The 15,964-nt window shown below is 72.3% G+C and carries 17 protein-coding genes; 8 read left to right on the plus strand and 9 right to left on the minus strand.

Annotated features, from left to right (window positions below; all coding sequences use genetic code 11):
* Positions 1 to 8: 8 nt before the first annotated feature.
* The 3 genes from WMR31_RS00335 to WMR31_RS00345 form a co-directional block, all read right to left on the minus strand.
* Entirely contained in the window at positions 9 to 1,118 is a 1,110-nt protein-coding gene (locus WMR31_RS00335; protein WP_340536760.1) for a DNA polymerase IV, read from the minus strand.
* 30 nt (positions 1,119 to 1,148) lie between these two features.
* Positions 1,149 to 1,502 carry a hypothetical protein gene (locus tag WMR31_RS00340; protein WP_340536763.1) on the minus strand — a complete coding sequence of 118 codons (354 nt, stop codon included), beginning with the start codon at positions 1,500 to 1,502 and terminating at the stop codon, positions 1,149 to 1,151.
* A gap of 209 nt (positions 1,503 to 1,711) precedes the next feature.
* On the minus strand, positions 1,712 to 2,365 hold the full coding sequence (locus WMR31_RS00345) for an HNH endonuclease family protein (protein WP_340536764.1): 654 nt from the start codon (positions 2,363 to 2,365) through the stop codon (positions 1,712 to 1,714).
* A 368-nt stretch (positions 2,366 to 2,733) separates the two neighbouring features.
* On the opposite strand from WMR31_RS00345, the gene WMR31_RS00350 reads away from it, so the two are divergent.
* Positions 2,734 to 4,131, plus strand: a complete 1,398-nt coding sequence (locus WMR31_RS00350; protein WP_340536766.1) for a WS/DGAT/MGAT family O-acyltransferase — start codon at positions 2,734 to 2,736, stop codon at positions 4,129 to 4,131.
* Here the strand turns inward: WMR31_RS00350 and WMR31_RS00355 are convergent.
* Positions 4,100 to 5,008: an EamA family transporter gene (locus tag WMR31_RS00355; RefSeq protein ID WP_340536768.1), complete on the minus strand. Its 909-nt coding sequence runs from the start codon at positions 5,006 to 5,008 to the stop codon at positions 4,100 to 4,102. The genes WMR31_RS00350 and WMR31_RS00355 overlap by 32 nt on opposite strands.
* 83 nt (positions 5,009 to 5,091) lie before the next feature.
* Here WMR31_RS00355 and WMR31_RS00360 point away from each other — a divergent pair, with 83 nt between their 5' ends.
* Entirely contained in the window at positions 5,092 to 5,973 is an 882-nt protein-coding gene (locus WMR31_RS00360) for a LysR family transcriptional regulator (protein ID WP_340536770.1), read from the plus strand.
* Here WMR31_RS00360 and WMR31_RS00365 read toward each other — a convergent pair.
* The gene (locus tag WMR31_RS00365) at positions 5,906 to 6,520 is read right to left on the minus strand and encodes a hypothetical protein (RefSeq protein WP_340536772.1); all 615 of its coding nucleotides are present in this window, start codon (positions 6,518 to 6,520) and stop codon (positions 5,906 to 5,908) included. The two genes, WMR31_RS00360 and WMR31_RS00365, sit on opposite strands and share 68 nt — an antisense overlap.
* A gap of 66 nt (positions 6,521 to 6,586) precedes the next feature.
* Here WMR31_RS00365 and WMR31_RS00370 point away from each other — a divergent pair, with 66 nt between their 5' ends.
* Positions 6,587 to 7,189, plus strand: coding sequence for a TetR/AcrR family transcriptional regulator (locus tag WMR31_RS00370; protein ID WP_340536774.1), 603 nt, complete (start codon positions 6,587 to 6,589; stop codon positions 7,187 to 7,189).
* Here WMR31_RS00370 and WMR31_RS00375 read toward each other — a convergent pair.
* A complete protein-coding gene (locus WMR31_RS00375; protein WP_340536776.1) occupies positions 7,139 to 8,359 on the minus strand; it encodes a site-specific DNA-methyltransferase in 1,221 nt (406 codons plus the stop codon). The two genes, WMR31_RS00370 and WMR31_RS00375, sit on opposite strands and share 51 nt — an antisense overlap.
* A gap of 18 nt (positions 8,360 to 8,377) precedes the next feature.
* Between WMR31_RS00375 and WMR31_RS00380 the strand changes: the two genes are divergently transcribed.
* Positions 8,378 to 9,121, plus strand: coding sequence for a matrixin family metalloprotease (locus tag WMR31_RS00380; RefSeq protein WP_340536777.1), 744 nt, complete (start codon positions 8,378 to 8,380; stop codon positions 9,119 to 9,121).
* 69 nt (positions 9,122 to 9,190) lie between these two features.
* Complete coding sequence (locus tag WMR31_RS00385; RefSeq protein ID WP_340536779.1) at positions 9,191 to 10,462, plus strand: phosphodiester glycosidase family protein; 1,272 nt, start codon at positions 9,191 to 9,193, stop codon at positions 10,460 to 10,462.
* A gap of 12 nt (positions 10,463 to 10,474) precedes the next feature.
* On the opposite strand, the gene WMR31_RS00390 is transcribed toward WMR31_RS00385, so the two are convergent.
* The gene (locus WMR31_RS00390; protein WP_340536781.1) at positions 10,475 to 11,014 is read right to left on the minus strand and encodes a hypothetical protein; all 540 of its coding nucleotides are present in this window, start codon (positions 11,012 to 11,014) and stop codon (positions 10,475 to 10,477) included.
* Positions 11,015 to 11,073: 59 nt separating this feature from the next.
* On the opposite strand from WMR31_RS00390, the gene WMR31_RS00395 reads away from it, so the two are divergent.
* Positions 11,074 to 11,649 carry a mismatch-specific DNA-glycosylase gene (locus WMR31_RS00395; protein WP_340536783.1) on the plus strand — a complete coding sequence of 192 codons (576 nt, stop codon included), beginning with the start codon at positions 11,074 to 11,076 and terminating at the stop codon, positions 11,647 to 11,649.
* On the opposite strand, the gene WMR31_RS00400 is transcribed toward WMR31_RS00395, so the two are convergent.
* The gene (locus WMR31_RS00400; RefSeq protein WP_340536784.1) at positions 11,639 to 12,616 is read right to left on the minus strand and encodes a CPBP family intramembrane glutamic endopeptidase; all 978 of its coding nucleotides are present in this window, start codon (positions 12,614 to 12,616) and stop codon (positions 11,639 to 11,641) included. The genes WMR31_RS00395 and WMR31_RS00400 overlap by 11 nt on opposite strands.
* A gap of 142 nt (positions 12,617 to 12,758) precedes the next feature.
* On the opposite strand from WMR31_RS00400, the gene WMR31_RS00405 reads away from it, so the two are divergent.
* Both WMR31_RS00405 and WMR31_RS00410 read left to right on the plus strand, forming a co-directional pair.
* Positions 12,759 to 14,033, plus strand: coding sequence for a sensor histidine kinase (locus tag WMR31_RS00405; protein WP_340536785.1), 1,275 nt, complete (start codon positions 12,759 to 12,761; stop codon positions 14,031 to 14,033).
* Positions 14,024 to 14,704 carry a response regulator gene (locus WMR31_RS00410; protein ID WP_340536786.1) on the plus strand — a complete coding sequence of 227 codons (681 nt, stop codon included), beginning with the start codon at positions 14,024 to 14,026 and terminating at the stop codon, positions 14,702 to 14,704. Before WMR31_RS00405 ends, WMR31_RS00410 begins: the two co-directional genes overlap by 10 nt.
* Here the strand turns inward: WMR31_RS00410 and WMR31_RS00415 are convergent.
* Positions 14,686 to 15,930 (minus strand): glucose-1-phosphate adenylyltransferase, encoded by a 1,245-nt coding sequence (locus WMR31_RS00415; protein WP_340536787.1) that lies wholly within the window; start codon positions 15,928 to 15,930, stop codon positions 14,686 to 14,688. The genes WMR31_RS00410 and WMR31_RS00415 overlap by 19 nt on opposite strands.
* Between the last annotated feature and the right edge of the window lie 34 nt (positions 15,931 to 15,964).

A 15,964-nucleotide genomic window follows, 5' to 3' on the forward strand; every position in this document is an offset into this window, starting at 1 on the left:
CATCGACGTCAGCGCGGATAGCCTCCCTCGGGCTCGACCATCTCCAGCCGGACCCCGATCAACCGGACGGGGCGCTTGCGCTCGACCTTGGCGAGCAGCGCCACCACCGCATCGGCGAGGACCACCGGGTCACTGGTCGGCGCCGGCAGCTTGCGACTGCGGTTCACGGTCTGGAAAGCGCGGTCGCGCACCTTGAGCCCGACCCGCCATGCCGGGCGTCCCTCGGCGTCGATGTCGTCGACGACCCGCCCGGTGATCCGCCGCACCTGCGCCTCGATCTGGGCGTCGTCGTCGAGGTCGGCCTGGAAGGTCTCCTCGCGGCCGTGGGCACGCGCGACCCAGGGGGTCGGATCCACCGCACTGGTGTCGACACCCCGCCCGAGCCGGTGGTACCAGGGCCCCATCGTCGGCCCGAGGGCCTCGGCCAGCACCTGCACGTCGGCGGTGGCGAGCTGGGCGACGGTGTCGATGCCGAGCACGGCGAGGCGCCGCTCGATCTTCGTGCCCACGCCCCACAGGGCGCGGGTCGGGCGCTCGCCCATCTCGGCGAACCAGGTGTCGTCGGTGATCGCGTAGACCCCGCGCGGCTTGCCGAAGTCGGTGGCGATCTTGGCCTGGAGCTTGTTGTTGCCCACTCCCACCGAGCAGTGCAGCCGGGTCGCCGCGAGCACCTCGGCGTGGATCTGCCGGGCGAACGCCACCGGATCGCGAGCCACCTGCGCGGCGCCCGGCCGCAGCCCGACGAAGGCCTCGTCCCAGCCGAGCACCTCCACGTCGACCGGGTCGCCGTCCCACCTCAGCGCCTTCAGGGCGTCCATGACCGCGGTGGACTTCGCCTCGTAGACCGGGAAGTCGACCGGCAGGAACACCGCCTCGGGGCACTTCTTGCGTGCGGTGCGCAGCGGCATGCCGGACCGGATGCCGTGGGCTCGCGCCTCGTAGGAGGCGGTGGAGACCACGGCACGCTCCTCAGGATCCCCACGGCCGCCGACCACCACGGGCAGGCCGGCGAGCTCGGGACGGCGCAGGATCTCCACCGCGGCCAGGAACTGGTCGAGATCGACGTGGAGCACCCACCGCGGTGGGCCGCCCACGGCAGCGGTGGCTTCGCCGGACACCCTCCGATCGTCGCAGACCTCGCCGGGGCCTCATCGGTGCGACCGCACCCACGCCAGCGAGCGCTTGAGATCGGCGAGGTCGCGGTACCAGGTGTGCACCTCGGTCCGACAGCGCACCCGCTGCCGCATCGTGTCGTACTCCGAGCACTCGGCGCGCGACTCGGAGTCGGTCGGCGGGAAGTCCTGCGAGCCGTCGGAGTAGGTGATCGTGAAGCCGTTCGCGGCGTCACCCGCGACATCGACGATGACCGGCCGGCCCGCGCTCGCGTGCGCCACGAGACGGTCGTGGCCGGCCAGCGGCGTGGCCGCGACGGCGACCGCCAGACCGCCGGCGAGGCCGAGCGCGATCAGCACGAGCAGCGGCAGGATGAACAGTCTTCCCATGGGTCCCCCAGAGGTCGGCACCGGCTGGCCCGGCGCTGGTCCGAAGGACGCTAGGCGCGGCGGCGGCGTGGTGGTGGCCGCCTCGGAGTGCCTGTGGACAACTGACCGGAGGGTCGGCCTGTGGACAACTCTCCGGCGCGGCGGACTCGGAGAAGGACGCCGGCCCAGTCGCTGCCTGACGGCGCCGGAGCGCGCGGAGCTCTCCGCGTTCAGCCCACGGTCGTGACCGTGACGACGCGGCCGGAGCAACCGGCCGCCAGGGAGCGCATCGCCGTGCGCTCGGCCGAGTCGACGCTCAACCCCCAGCGGATCTTCACCGCGACGAACTCCACCAGGTAGCGGCAGCGCTGGCGCGGGGGCAGCCATTCGGCGACGTCCTGATCGCCCTTGGCGCGATTCTGCGCGGCCGTCACCGCGACGAGGGAGCGGGAGTCGCCCAGATCGTTGGCATAGGCCTGCCGACGCGCCGACGTCCAGGAGCGCGCCCCCGAGTCCCACGCCTCGGCGAGCGGCACCATGTGGTCGATGTCGAGCGCGGACGACGACGTCTGGGAGCCGCCCTCGTAGTAGGAGTACCAACGTCCGCCACTCAGCGAGCAGCCGCTCCCCACGCGTACCGGGTCGTCGGCCTCGGAGATGAGCACCTCGTCGCGGGTGTCGCAGCCGTCGCCATCGGCGTCGATCCAGTGCCGGAACAGGTCCCGGTCGTAGCCGGTGCGCCGCTCGGCGGCCACCGGGATCGAGTCGACCGCCTGCCCCACCGGCGCGGAGTAGCGCTCCGCATGCGCCGGGACCGGATGCGCGAACAGCATCGCCCCGGCCCCGAGGGCGGCTCCGAACAACGACAGCAGACGACGACGCATGGCGTTCTCCCCAAAGCGGAGGTGGCGGGTCGGCTCGACCCTGACTCCCGACCCTGCGCCACCGGCGCAGGACGAGGCAAGCCGTGCGCGACAGGACTAGGGAATCACTGATCAATGTGGGTGGATGCCAGCGTCGGTCGGGTGGTGGCCTGGCAAGGCGCCGGCGCGCAGGCAGACTGGGCGTCTTTCAAGCGTCCGGCAACGCCGCCAGGGTGCCGCCCGGGCGGCGCTGGCGCCGTCCCGGTATTGATCAGTGGTTCCCTAGGGACAACCCTCATCGAGGGAACTGCCCGCCGGCGGCGCGCGGCTCGGCACCTTGTGGTCGGCGTCATGGCAGGCGAGGATCCCCCCGAGGAAAGGGGGCCTCCGTGGCCACGCCGATCGACCCGACCGCTACCGCGTTCCTGCTCGCCGAGAACCGCAACATGCCCATGCACGTCGGCGGTCTCCAGCTGTTCAAGAAGCCCGAGGGGGCCGGGCGCGGCTACGTGCGCGAGCTGTTCGAGGCGATGAGCAGTCCCGAGGAGATCGCGCCGCTCTTCCTCAAGCGTCCCTATCGCTCGCTCCGCACCGGTGGCCAGCTCTTCTGGCGTCCCGACGAGCAGTTCGACATCGAGCACCACGTCCGACACAGCGCGCTGCCCAAGCCGGGGCGGGTGCGCGAACTGCTCGAGCTGTGCTCACGGCTGCACAGCACCCGCCTCGCCTGGGAGCGTCCGTTGTGGGAGGCGCACGTCATCGAGGGCCTGCGCGACGGCCGGGTCGCCATGTACACCAAGACCCATCACGCCCTCCTCGACGGCGTCTCGGCCATGCGGCTGCTGGCCAGCGTGCTGTCCACCGACCCCGACCAGCGCGACATGCCGCCGCCGTGGGGCGCGCGTCCGCGGCGAGGACGCGCCGAGAGCGCAGCCGACAAGGACGCCGCGGAGGTGTCGGTCTCCGCGCTGCGGACCGCTCTCGGTCTCACCGTCGAGGCGGCGGGGCTCCCGACCGCACTGGTCAAGACGATCACCAAGGGGCTGAGGAACCAGACCTCAGCGCTCTCGTTCTACGCCCCTCGCACGATCTTCAACCAGGACATCACCGGCTCGCGCCGCTTCGCCGCGCAGGACTGGCCGGTCGAGCGACTGCGGGCCATCGGGAAGGCCACCGGCACCACCATCAACGACGTCGTGATGGCGATGTGCTCGGGAGCGATGCGCACCTACCTCCAGGAGCTGGACGCGCTTCCCGATGCGCCGCTGGTGGCGATGGTGCCGGTCGGTCTCAACGCCAAGCAGTCCCAGATCGCCTCTGCCGAGGGCGGCAACGCCGTCGGCGCGGTGATGGTGCAGCTGGCCACCGACCTGGCCGACCCGGCGCGCCGGCTCGCGTCGATCCACCGCTCGATGAAGGACGGCAAGGAGGCCTTGTCGTCGATGACGCCGGTGCAGATCCTCGCCATGAGCGCGCTCGGCCAGGCTCCGGCGATCCTCACGCCGCTGCTGCGCATGCAGGGGATCGTGCGTCCCCCGTACAACCTGATCATCAGCAACGTGCCCGGCCCGCGCACCGCGCACTACTGGAACGGCGCGGAGATGCTCGGCACCTACCCGTTGTCGATCCCGATCAATGGCATGGCGCTCAACATCACCTGCACCTCCTACAACGGGCTCATGTGCTTCGGCCTCACCGGCTGCCGCCGCACCGTGCCGCGCCTCCAGCGGATGCTGGCCCACCTCGACGACGAGCTCACGGCACTGGAGCGGGCGGCGGGGGTGTGACGGGGGCGCGCGAGCCGGTCCGCTCGGCCCCGACGCCGGCAGCCACCACGAGCCCGACGCCGAGCACGGCAGGCCATCCGGGTACCTGGTGGAGCGCCACCAGCCCGATCAGCAGCGCGAGTGCGGGTTCGAGCGCCATCAGGGTGCCGAAGGCGGCCGTGGTCAGCTGACGCAGCGCGAGCAGCTCCAACGCGAAGGGGACCACCGGCAGCAGGATCGCCAGGCCGAGGCCGGCGAGCAGGATCTGGGGCGTGAGGCCGGTCAGCACGCCGGGGCCGGCCACGATCGTCGTGGCGACCGCAGCCACCGGGATCGAGACCGCCAGCGCGGTGAAGCCCTCGACCTGGTCCCCGGCGCGCTGGGTGAGCAGGATGTAGGCCGCCCAGCAGCAGGCGGCCCCCAGGGCGAAGGCCACACCGATCGGGTCGGCGCTCCCGCCCCACGGCTCGGTGAGCAGCAGGACGCCGGCGCCCGCGAGCACCGGCCACGCCAGGCGCGCGCCTCGCCCCCGGGCGATCGCGACACCGAGTGGCCCGAGGAACTCCAGGGCGCTGGCGGTGCCGAGGGGCAGCCGGGCCACGGCCTCCATGAAGAGCATCGTCATCGCGCCGGTGACCACGCCGAGCAGCACGCAGGAGCGCAACGCCGCGGCACTGAACTGGATGCGCCGCGGTCGCACGACCGCGAGCAGGATCAGCGCCGCCCAGGCCAGCCGCAACCACGCCGTCGCCTGCGGGCCGATCTGGTCGATGAGACCCACCGCGACCGCCACGCCGAGCTGCACGCACAGCATCGACACCAGGGCCAGCGAGGCGCCGGAGCGGCTCGCCGACCCGGCGACGGCGTCCGGGCTGGTCGTGGAGGCGGGGAGGGGCATGCGCCTACTGTCGGGGCTCGACAACGTTCGCGTCCACGCGAGATTGATGGACATACCGTTCACGATTCATTGACAATGCGGCCATGGACGTCCGCCGCCTCCGCCTGCTGCTGGAGCTCTCGCGACTCGGTTCCATGCGCGCGGTGGCCGACGAGTTCGGCCTGACGACCTCCACCGTCTCCCAGCAGATCGCCGCCCTGGCCCGCGAGGCGGGGACCGCGCTGCTCGAACCCGACGGACGACGGGTGCGGCTCACCGCGGCGGGCCGCCGACTGGCCGACCATGCCGTCGACATCCTGGCCGCCGTCGACGCCGCGCGACACGACCTCGACCCGGACGCAGAGCCGGCCGGCACCGTCCGGGTCGCCGGCTTCGCCAGCGCGATCCGGCGTTCCCTCCTCCCGGCGATCGCCGATCTCGCCGACACCCACCCGGACGTGCGGGTGCGGATCGAGGAGTTCGAGCCCCTGGAGGCCTTCGAGCGCCTCGCGCGCGACGACCTCGATCTCGCGCTGGTCTACGACTACTCCCTCGCACCCGCCGCCTGGCCGGTCGACGTCGAGCCGATGCCGCTCTGGACGGCGGAGTGGGGGCTGGGGGCCCCGGTCGGCGACCCGGCGCTGACCGGCACGGCCGTCGACGTCGTCGCCGCGCACGCCGAGCGGACGTGGATCACCAACTCCCGCAACACCGCGGACGAGGAGGCGGTGCGCGTCCTTGCCTCCATGGCCGGATTCACCCCGCACATCGAGCACCAGGTCGACAGCCTCGAGCTGGTCGAGTCGCTGATCGCGAACGGGCTGGGCGTCGGCCTGCTGCCGGCCGATCGCGATCGCCACCCCGGCGTGCGAGTGGTCCCGCTGACCGATCCGGCGGTGGAGCTTCGCGCCTACGCGGTCACGCGCCCCGGTCGGTCCAGGTGGTCTCCCCTGCGACTCCTGCTCGATCGGCTCCCCCGCGGCTGACTCCATCCGCTTCGGCTTCGCCGCGGCGACCGCCTACCTCCCACAAGGGTCCGAAGACGAGCCAGAGGCCGGCGACGATCCACACCCGCTCGACCCAGCCGATCCAGACGCCTCGGTCGCCGGCGTCGGTCACGAGGGCGAGCAGGCCGACGACGACGGTGGTGATCGCCGCCGCGAGGACGACGCGTGCCCACTCGGTCCACAGCGCCCTCATCCGAGCGGGCGTGCCCTTGGCCGGCTTGGGCGGCGGGGGCGGGCCGCCTGCGAAGCGGTGTGCGAACCGGACGTCGGCCCAGCGGATCAGCGGGTGCCCGAACGCCAGGCTGAAGCCGAGGTAGGCGGCTGCAAGCCCGTGCGCCGTCGTCGGCTCTGCCCCTCGGTGAAGGTCCACTGCCGTGGCGACGAGCAGGATGATGTCGACCAGTGGCACGCAGACGAGCACCGCCGCGCCGAGTCGCGGGCGGCGCAGCGGGTAGCGCAGGGCCAGCCCCAGGCCGAGTACGACCCAGAAGGCGACCTCGCAGGCAGCGATGAGGACGACGATCACGGCAGCTCCGTTGTTGGCACGAGTGTGTCGTCAAAGAAAGTAGCACGGTTGTACTACCATGGCCAGGTGCCCCGCCTCATCGACCACGACGCCCGACGCGCCGAGCTCGCCGAGGCCGTGTGGCGGGTGCTGGCCCGCGACGGCGTCGCGGCGGTCTCGGTGCGCAATGTCGCCGCCGAGGCCGGCGTGTCGGCCGGCTCGTTGCGCCACGTGCTGCCCACCAAGTCGCTGCTGCTGGCCGCGGCGATGGAGCTCGTCGTCGAACGCGCGACCGCGCGCTTCGGCACGCACCCCCGCGACCTGGAGACCCGCGCCGACGCCGTCGCCCTGCTCTCGGAGATGCTCCCGCTCGACGACGAGCGCCGCCTGGAGATGCGTACTCACCTCGCACTCTCGGCCGAGACCGCCAACGACCCCGCCCTGGCCGAGCTGCGCCGCGCACCCGACGACGGCGTCCGCACCGGCTGCCGCGTCGTGCTCGAGCTGGCCCGGGCCCAGGGCCGTCTCCGCCGCGGTCTCGACCTGGACGCCGAGACGCTCCGGCTGCACGTGCTGGTCGACGGCGTCGCCCTCCACCTGCTCGGTGGACTCCTCGACGCCGAGACCGCGCGCACGCTCCTAGAGGAGCACCTCGCCCGACTCTGGGTCCGCTCCGGTCCCCGTTCGTGAGGCGCCGCGGCCGGGCTGGCCGCCGAGGATCCGCTCCGCGACGGCACGGATCCGCGCGCGGGTGATGTCGGCGACGGTGGCGTAGCCGGCATTCGCCGCGTTCGATCCCGGTCGCGTCGGCTCGTCGAGCGTGATCGACAGACAGCTGCGGCGTCCACCGTCGGCGAGGTTGGCCAGGGCGACCGCGTGCGCGGTGGTGCCGCTGCCGGCGAACGGGTCGAGCACGCGGACGTCGTCCGGCATCGTCGCGAGGATCCTGCGGATGAGACCGGTCGGCTTGGGCGACTCGAAGACCGGCCCGATGAGGTCCTTGAGCTCGGCGACGGCGGTGTCGGTGGACCCGATCTCCTCGGAGAGCCAGATCGTCCGGAGCTTCTTGCGCCGCCCCTCGTGCAGCCAGTCGCGCTGGAACACATCGACCCGCTCCCCCGTCCGGCCGCGGATCACCCGGCACTCCAGGTCGTCGGGGCGCTGCTCGATCAGGCTCGGGCTCCAGCGCCACACGGCCGGCGCGCCGTCGCCGAAGACCGGCAGGACCTCGACGGCGTCCGCGAACGGCGTCGTGGCGACCCGGCCCGTGCGCGGGCAGCCCCACACCGAGAAGTGCAGGGTGGGCGCGGTCACCGGGTTGAACTTCTTGTTGGTGTTGCGCAGCGGGAGGTGGCGGAACCGGCGTCCGTCGTCGGTGGTGCGCGGGAAGTCGGCCGGATCGACGGTGTCGCTGGTCGAGGGGTCGAGCACGCAGCGCGCGGCGTCGCGGGCGTAGACGAGCACGTACTCGTGCGAGGTCGCGAACCCGCGGCCGAGCTGACGTCCCTTCGGGTTCAGGTTGACCACCACCTGGGCCAGGAACTGGGCCTCACCGAAGACCTCGTCCATCAGCAGCCGCAGGTGGGCCGCCTCGTTGTCGTCGATCGAGACGAACACGGCACCGGTGCCGGCCAGCACCCGGCGGATCTCGCTCAACCGCGGGCGCATCATCGCCACCCACGCGGCGTGGCGGCCCTGGCGTCGTCCGTCCTCACCGCGGACGTCGTCGGCGTAGGTGAACTCGCTCCCGGTGTTGTAGGGCGGGTCGGCGTAGACCAGATCGATGCTGCCGTCCCCGACGGTGGCGAGGACGTCGAGGTTGTCACCCTCGACGAACCGGTCCCAGCGCACTTCGCTCACCGCGTCATCATGGACGACATGGCGCGGCCCCGGGAGCGAGAGCGGACGATCACGGTCGTGTCGTTGGTGCTCACCCTGATCGCGGTCGGCGCCTACATCACCTTCGGCGACAGCCAGTTCAGCATGCGGGTCCGGTCGATCTTCGGCGTCGACGAGCGGGTGATGCCCGCCGTCGAGGCCGGCGCCACCGGCCCGCACCGGTTCCTCAACACCCAGCCTGGCAGCGACCAGCCCGTCGGGTTCAGCCCCTGCCGCACCATCGACTACGTCGTCAACCCCGAGCAGGCCCCGCGCGGGTGGCGACGCTACGTCGAGGATGCGATCGCGGAGGTGAGCGAGCGCACCGGCCTGCGCTTCGACGACGAGGGCACCACCGAGGACCGCGACTTCGAGCAGCGCATCGACCCGGTCCGCGGACCGAAGCCGGTGCTCATCGGCTGGGCCGACGAGGACGAGGTGGCCGACCTCGCCGACGACGTCGCCGGCCTCGGCGGCCCGACGATGACCGAGCTCGGCGGCCGCCGCGCCTACGTCACCGGCTCGGTCGTGCTCGACAGCGAGACCACCGACCGGCTCGAGCGTCAGCCCCGCGGCTCGGAGCTCCAGGTGGCGCTGCTGCTCCACGAGCTCGGCCATCTGGTCGGCCTCGACCACGTCGATGACCCCGAGCAGCTGATGTATCCCGACGGCATCACCCGCCCCGGCTACGGCCCCGGCGACGTCGAGGGCCTGGCCGCCCTCGGCGCCATCCCCTGCTCCTAGCTCTCCAAGAACGCCGAGTCGGCGCTTGTGCTAAACGTAAGTGCCGACTCGGCGTTCTAGGGTGGGCGGGTGCGTCTTCTCCCCACACGTCACTCCTGCCCCACGCTGGTGCTGGCCGGCCTGCTCGCTCTGGCCGGCCCGGCGGCGCTGTCGACGGCGGGCCCGGGTGCCGCGGCCGATCCCGATCCGCGTGACGGCAGGCGCGCCCAGACCAGCGACGGCGTCCGTGGCGAGCGGGCCCGCGACGTCCCGGACTGGCTGCGCGGCACCGTGCCGCGAGCCGTGCCGACCGAGTGGTGGGTGGCTCCCGGGGTGCGGGTCAGCGAGTGGGACGAGGACTCGGTGCGCGGGCCGGTGCGCGCGCAGCTGATCACCGTCAAGTGGCGCACCCCCGGGCTGGTCGTCGACTACGGGAACGCCGGGCCGGTACGCAGCACCGCGACGGTGCCGCAGATCCTGGGTCGGCGCAGCAACGTCGTCGGCGGCGTGAACGGCGACTTCTTCGACATCTCCGACACCGGCGCCCCGATCGGCGTCGGCGTCGAGCGCACCCGCGGGCTCCTGCACGGCCGGAAGGTCGGCTGGAACTCCGCGTTCGTCATCGCGGGCAACGGCCGCCCCGACATCGGCCGGGTCGAGGTCGTCTCGCGGATCCGGCAGCACCCCGACATCGACATCGCCACCCTCAACGCGCCGAACGTCCCCGAGGACAGCATCGGCCTCTACACCCCCGCATGGGGGAAGGCCGCCGGCACGCGGGTCACCGGCGACAGTCGCCGTGGCGGGGTGCGGGTGGTGCGCATCCAAGGCGGCCGGGTCGTGGGCAAGTCGACCAGGCTGCCGAAGGGCGCGCCGATCAAGGGCCGGATCCTCATCGGCCGCGGCAAGGGCGCCGACGCGCTGCGCGCGCTCAAGCTCGGCAGCCGGGCCACGATCACCTCCACGGTCCGTGGCGTCGCGGGTCCGACCGGCGTCCGCGGACGTCCGCGGGTGGCGATCACCGGCGATGCGTTCTTGATCCGCGACGGCGTCCTCGCCGATCTCGACGACGAGATCCTGCACCCGCGCACGGCGATCGGCATCGACTACGACACCCAGACCCTGCTGATGCTGGTCGTGGACGGGCGCCAGGACTTCAGCCGCGGCTACACGATGCGCGAGCTCGCCGAGGCGATGGCCGAGCTCGGCGCCGACGAGGCGCTCAACCTCGACGGCGGCGGCTCGAGCACCATGGTCGCCCGACGGCCCGGCTCGGGGCTGGTCACCGTCAACGAGCCCTCCGCAGGCTTCGCCCGCCGGGTCGCCAACGTCGTCGAGCTGCGCTACCGCAGGCCCCGCTGACCAGTGAGCCGCTCACCCGACGCCCAGCACGGCCACCGTCGTGACCGGCGCGAAGCACTCCGGGATCGGGTCGGCGACCTTGCCGAGCACCACTGCATACCCGCCGTCGGCGGTGGTCCGGGCCTCGACCGGCGGGACGTCGCAGCCGACCGAGGCGACCGCCACGTAGGTGTGGGCGGCGGTGCGCTGACTGCTCTCGACGGCGGTCCGGATCTGGGCGATGAAGTCGTCTTGGCGCAGCCCGGCGAGGAAGGCGTCGAGGGCGGCGGCGTCACCGACCTCGGTGAACACCTCGCTGGCCCGGCCGCCGGCCGCGGTGGCGTGCAGCACCTCGACCACCGGGTCGGCGGGGCTGGGGGTGTCGGGTCCGGGGTCGGTGATCGGCCCGGTGGGGCGACCGGTGCTCTCGCTCGTCGGGGTCTCGGTCGGTTCGCTGGAGGAGGCCGAGTCGGTGGCGCGGTCTCCCGGACCCGAGGCGTTCTCCTCCCCGCAGGCCGAGACGAGCGCCACCAGCAGCAGCGGCGCGAGCAGGAGTGCGATCCGGCGTCCCATGATGATCGGACGGTACGGCAGGCCAGCGGGTTCCGGGTACGTCCGGCACCCTGTACGCCATGGGATTCACCCGCGCCGAGCTCGAGTCGTTCCGCGACGCCGAGGTACCCGATCTGCTGCCGCCTCCCGGGACGCCGCTGCGGCTGCTCTTCGTGGGCATCAACCCCGGCCTGTGGACCGCGGCCACCCAGACGCACTTCGCGCACCCGGGCAACCGCTTCTACCCGGCCCTGCTGCGCGCCGGCATCATCGAGAAGCCGATCGATCCTGCCGCGGGGATGACCGAGACCGATCGCGCCGCGCTGCGCGACCGGGGCATCGGCATCACCAACCTGGTCCGGCGCGCCACCGCGAAGGCCTCCGAGCTCACCGCGACCGAACTGCGCGAGGGGGGCGCCGCGTTGGAGGCCCTCGTCCGGGATCGCAGGCCGCACGTCGTCGCGGTCGCGGGCATCACCGCCTATCGCACGGCGTTCGGCCGGCCCCGCGCCGTCCTCGGTGAGCAACCCGACGGCTTCGAGGGAGCGCTGCTGTGGGTGGTGCCGAATCCCAGCGGCCTCAACGCGCACGAGACGGTGGAGTCGCTGGCGCTGGCCTACGCGGCACCGGCGCGCGCCGCCGGCGTCATCGAGTAGTCACCGAGTAATCATCAGTAGCCACCGAGTAGTCGGAGACGACCGGCTGCCACCACCGGAGCCCGCGCGACCGCGAGGTCCACCAGAACACCCATGCCGTGGCTGCGATGGTCATCACCAGGTCCACGAGCAGCGCCGGCGTGGAGGAGTCCTCGGCGGTGGCAAGGCTCGGCGCGAGCGGGATCAGGAGGAACAGCGGCAGGTTGTTCACAGCGTGCAGCACGATGGCCACCTCCAGACCGCCGGTCTTCCACACGATCAGGCCCGCGCACACCGCGAACACTCCGACCGAGATCTGGCCCCGCAGGTCGTAGCCGTGGCCGAGCACGAACAGCGGTACCGGAAGCAGGATCCCCCAGGCCGGCGAGCGCAGCCAGGTCCCGAGCAGCCGCTGCGGCACCCCACGGAACAGGTACTCCTCGCCGGCACACTGCAGCGGCACGAGGAGCACGGTGATCGCGATCACCACGACCAGCCGGGTGTCGAGGTGCGGCAGGTGCGCGTCGCTGGGCGGGTCGAGGAGCCACAGCAGGGCGAATCCGATCAGATAGGCCGGCAGCAGCACCCGGGCTGCGCGCATCGCGAGACCCCAGCGGAACCGGCGCTCGACCGAGTGGATCGAACCGCGCGGGCGACCGATCCACCGGGCAGCCAGGACCGCGGCGGGCACCAGGGCGCCGATCAGAGCCAGATTGAGCGCGAGATCGACCGGTTTGGTGAAGTCGTCGAGGTCGTCGGTGAGGGTCGGTACGCCGCAGATCTCGGCGACCGCGAACAGCACCAGCACGAAGACGCCCCACAACACGATCGCCCCCGCGAGCTCGGCCGGCGGGCGCCACCACCGGGCGCGACGTCGGGCGGAGCCGGTGGGATCGGTGAGCGCGACGTACTCCATGCGGTGATAGGGCGTTCCTTGGGTCGACGCGCTGTGGTCGACGGCGGGCAGGGCGGGGGATGAAGTGCTCATGCAGCGATCCCATCGGGTTCCGGTGCCGCCCGGATCGGCCGACGGTCGCCGACTCGGCGACCCGCCTCAGCCGAAAGGTGGAGGCAGCATCCAGTACCCATGGCCGAGCCCGGCGTCGAGCGCGCTCTCTACGATCGAGGCCATGTCCACCGTGCCAGCGCCTCCCGCGCCTCCTGCGGCTCCCGCGTCTGGGAGCGGCCGGCGTGCGATCGCCGCCATGATCGCGACGTCGGCGGCCTGCGTACTCATCGGCGCCGTCGCGATGGGCATCCAGATCGAGGGCTACGAGGAGGTCCTCGGCCCGGACCTGTCCGAGGCCGCCAACTCCTGGCTCGCCGCGGAGCTCATCGTCGGGTTCCCGATCGCCTGCGCGATCGGGCCGCTGCGCCGCGCGCAGGGCTACTGGAACTGGCCGATCATCGCGACCATCGGCTGGTCCAACATGGCCGTGGCCGCGGCCGTCGTCGCGCTCGCCAGGATCGGACGACGCCGCGAGCTGGGCACCGACCTGCTCGCGCTGGCGCTGGTCGGCGCCAGCATGACCTCGGCCGAGCTCCTGCGGCAGCTGGTCGTCCTCGACAACGGGGGCAAGGACCTTCCATTGCTGCCGCTGATGATCGCGCTTGCGGCGCTACCGCTGCTCTGGGGCCGGATGCGCAGCACCCGGGCGGCGCTGGTGGAGTCCCTGCAGGTCCAAGCGGCGACGGCCGAACAGGCCCGCGCCGCGACCGAACGCGGACTCCACGACGAGCTCGCGCGAGTCCGGGAGGACGAGCGGCGCGCGATCGCCCGCGACATGCACGACAGCATCTCCCACCACCTGTCGATCATCGCGATGCACGCGGGTGCGCTGGCTCATCGCAGCGACCTCCCGGCCGAGGAGAGCCGCCAGGCGATGCGCGTCGTGCGCGACTCGGCCGCTGCCGCCAACACCGACCTGCGCTCGGCACTGCTCGCGCTCCGCACGCCGGGCAGCGCGGCGGACACCACGCCGCTGCTGCGCGAGGAGTGGCTGGCCGATCTCCTGGCCGAGAGCGAGTCGCACGACCAGTCGGTCCGGCTGGAATGGGACGGGCTCGACGAGACCGACCTGCACGGGGGCTCGGTGGCCTTGGTGACCTCGCTTCGCCGGATCGTCTCCGAGCTGCTCGTCAACGCCCGCAAGCACGCGCCCGGATGCCCGGTGCAGCTGACCCTGCGCCGCCGAGGTGACGACGTGGAGGTCCACGCCGTCAACGGGCTTCCCGACCACGGACGCGAACCGGCGGATCCGCGAGGCCCGTTGAGCACCGGGCACGGACTGGTCGGCGTCGCCGAGCGGGCCGAGATGCTCGGGGGCCGCTCGTGGCACGGGATCACCACGAGCGCGGCGGGCGTCCCGACCTACGAGGTGAGCGTGGTGGTCCCGTGGCTGTGACAGCAGGCGCGCCGGTCCGGGTCCTCCTCGCCGACGACGAGGCGCTGATGCGCTCCGGCCTTCGACTGATGCTCGGCGGCGAGGACGGCCTCGAGATCGTCGCGGAGGCCGCCGACGGCGCGGAGGCGGTCGAGCTCACGACCCGGCTGCGGCCCGACGTCGTCCTCATGGACATCCGGATGCCCGGCGTGGACGGGCTGGCGGCCACTCGGGCGATCGTCGAGGCCGGCCTCGATGCCCACATCGTGCTGCTCACCGCGTTCGACACCGACACCTACCTGCTGGAGGGACTGCGCGCCGGAGCAGTGTCGTTCCTGCTGAAGGACTCGCGCCCCGACGCCGTGATCGAGGCGGTCCGGCGAGCCGCGGCCGGCCAGTCCGACTTCTCCCCCGCGGTCCTCAAGCGGCTGATCCGGCTCGCCGACGCCCCCGCCACGGGCGAGTCGCGACGGCTGCCGGCGGTCGGTCCGGCCGGACTCACCGCCCGCGAGCGCGACGTCGGCGAGCTGGTCGCCCAGGGCCTGACGAACGCCGAGATCGCCGCGGGACTCGAGGTCAGCCTGGCGACGGTCAAGACCCACCTGGGCAACCTGTTCGACAAGCTGCACGTCACCAACCGGGTGCAGCTCGCGCTGCGCTTCCTGGAGAGGGATCAGACCGGGAACGGCTGATCCTTGCCGAGCACCGTGAGACCGTCCTCGACGACGAAGCCGCGCGCGGCGTCCATCTCGTGGTCGACGCCGACCTGCGCGCCCGGCGGGACGATCACGTTCTTGTCCAAGATGGCATTGCGGACCACCGCGCCCTCGCCGACGTGGACCCCGTTGAGCAGCACCGAGCCCTCGACCCGCGCACCGTCGAGCACCCGCACGTCGGGCGAGAGGACCGAGCGGGTGACGCTGCCGCCACTCACCACCACGCCGGGAGAGAGCACCGCTTCCTCAGTGAACGGCGGCGTGCCAGCGGCACCCTGGACGATCTTCGCCGGCGGCTGCGGACCGTAGGAGGTGTAGATCGGCCAGTCGAAGTTGTAGAGGTTGAAGACGGGGAGCGGCGAGACGACGTCCATGTGGGCGGCGTAGTAGGAGCCGAGGGTCCCGACGTCGCGCCAGTATCCGCGGTCGCGCTCGGTGGCGCCGGGCACCACGTTGTCCTGGTAGTCGTAGACGCCGGCCTGGTCGCGGCGCACGAACGCCGGCACGATGTCGCCGCCCATGTCGTGCTTGGAGCCTGCGGTGGTGGAGTCGCGGGTGACGGCCTCGACCAGCGCGTCGGCGTCGAAGACGTAGTTGCCCATGGAGGCCAGCACCTCGCCGGGGCTGCCGGGCAGGCCGACCGGGTCCTTCGGCTTCTCCAGGAACTCCCGGATCCGCGCCGGGTCCTCGGGCACGACGTCGATGACGCCGAACTGGTCGGCCAGCTCGATCGGCTGACGGATCGCCGCGACCGTGCAGGCCGCGCCGCTCTCGACGTGCTGGTCGACCATCTGGGAGAAGTCCATGCGGTAGACGTGGTCGGCGCCGACGACCACGACGATGTCGGGCTTCTCGTCCTTGATCAGGTTGAGGGACTGGAAGATCGCATCGGCGCTGCCGAGGTACCAGTGCTTGCCGACCCGCTGCTGTGCCGGGACCGGCGCGACGTAGTTGCCCAGCATCGTCGACATCCGCCAGGTCTGGGTGACGTGCCGGTCGAGGCTGTGGGACTTGTACTGGGTGAGCACCACGACCTGGAGGTAGCCGGAGTTCACCACGTTGGAGAGCGCATAGTCGATGAGGCGGTAGATCCCCGCGAACGGGACCGCGGGCTTGGCCCGGTCGGCGGTGAGCGGCATCAGTCGCTTGCCCTCGCCGCCGGCCAGCACGATGGCCAGGACCTTCTTCTTCCGCGCGCTCATGTCGGTCACCGTAACGTCCGATACCCCTCGCGTG

Origin of the sequence: Nocardioides epinepheli (assembly GCF_037936805.1) — a bacterium.
GTDB lineage: Bacteria > Actinomycetota > Actinomycetes > Propionibacteriales > Nocardioidaceae > Nocardioides.

Bases quoted from the DNA above. Each gene is read 5' to 3' on its own strand.
- WMR31_RS00355 (WP_340536768.1), bottom strand. From the start codon at position 5,008: ATGCCCCTCCCCGCCTCCACGACCAGCCCGGACGCCGTCGCCGGGTCG.
- WMR31_RS00400 (WP_340536784.1), bottom strand. From the start codon at position 12,616: ATGAGCACTTCATCCCCCGCCCTGCCCGCCGTCGACCACAGCGCGTCG.
- WMR31_RS00415 (WP_340536787.1), bottom strand. From the start codon at position 15,930: ATGAGCGCGCGGAAGAAGAAGGTCCTGGCCATCGTGCTGGCCGGCGGC.
- WMR31_RS00405 (WP_340536785.1), top strand. From the start codon at position 12,759: ATGTCCACCGTGCCAGCGCCTCCCGCGCCTCCTGCGGCTCCCGCGTCT.
- WMR31_RS00395 (WP_340536783.1), top strand. From the start codon at position 11,074: ATGGGATTCACCCGCGCCGAGCTCGAGTCGTTCCGCGACGCCGAGGTA.
- WMR31_RS00360 (WP_340536770.1), top strand. From the start codon at position 5,092: ATGGACGTCCGCCGCCTCCGCCTGCTGCTGGAGCTCTCGCGACTCGGT.
- WMR31_RS00340 (WP_340536763.1), bottom strand. From the start codon at position 1,502: ATGGGAAGACTGTTCATCCTGCCGCTGCTCGTGCTGATCGCGCTCGGC.
- WMR31_RS00390 (WP_340536781.1), bottom strand. From the start codon at position 11,014: ATGGGACGCCGGATCGCACTCCTGCTCGCGCCGCTGCTGCTGGTGGCG.
- WMR31_RS00345 (WP_340536764.1), bottom strand. From the start codon at position 2,365: ATGCGTCGTCGTCTGCTGTCGTTGTTCGGAGCCGCCCTCGGGGCCGGG.
- WMR31_RS00380 (WP_340536777.1), top strand. From the start codon at position 8,378: ATGGCGCGGCCCCGGGAGCGAGAGCGGACGATCACGGTCGTGTCGTTG.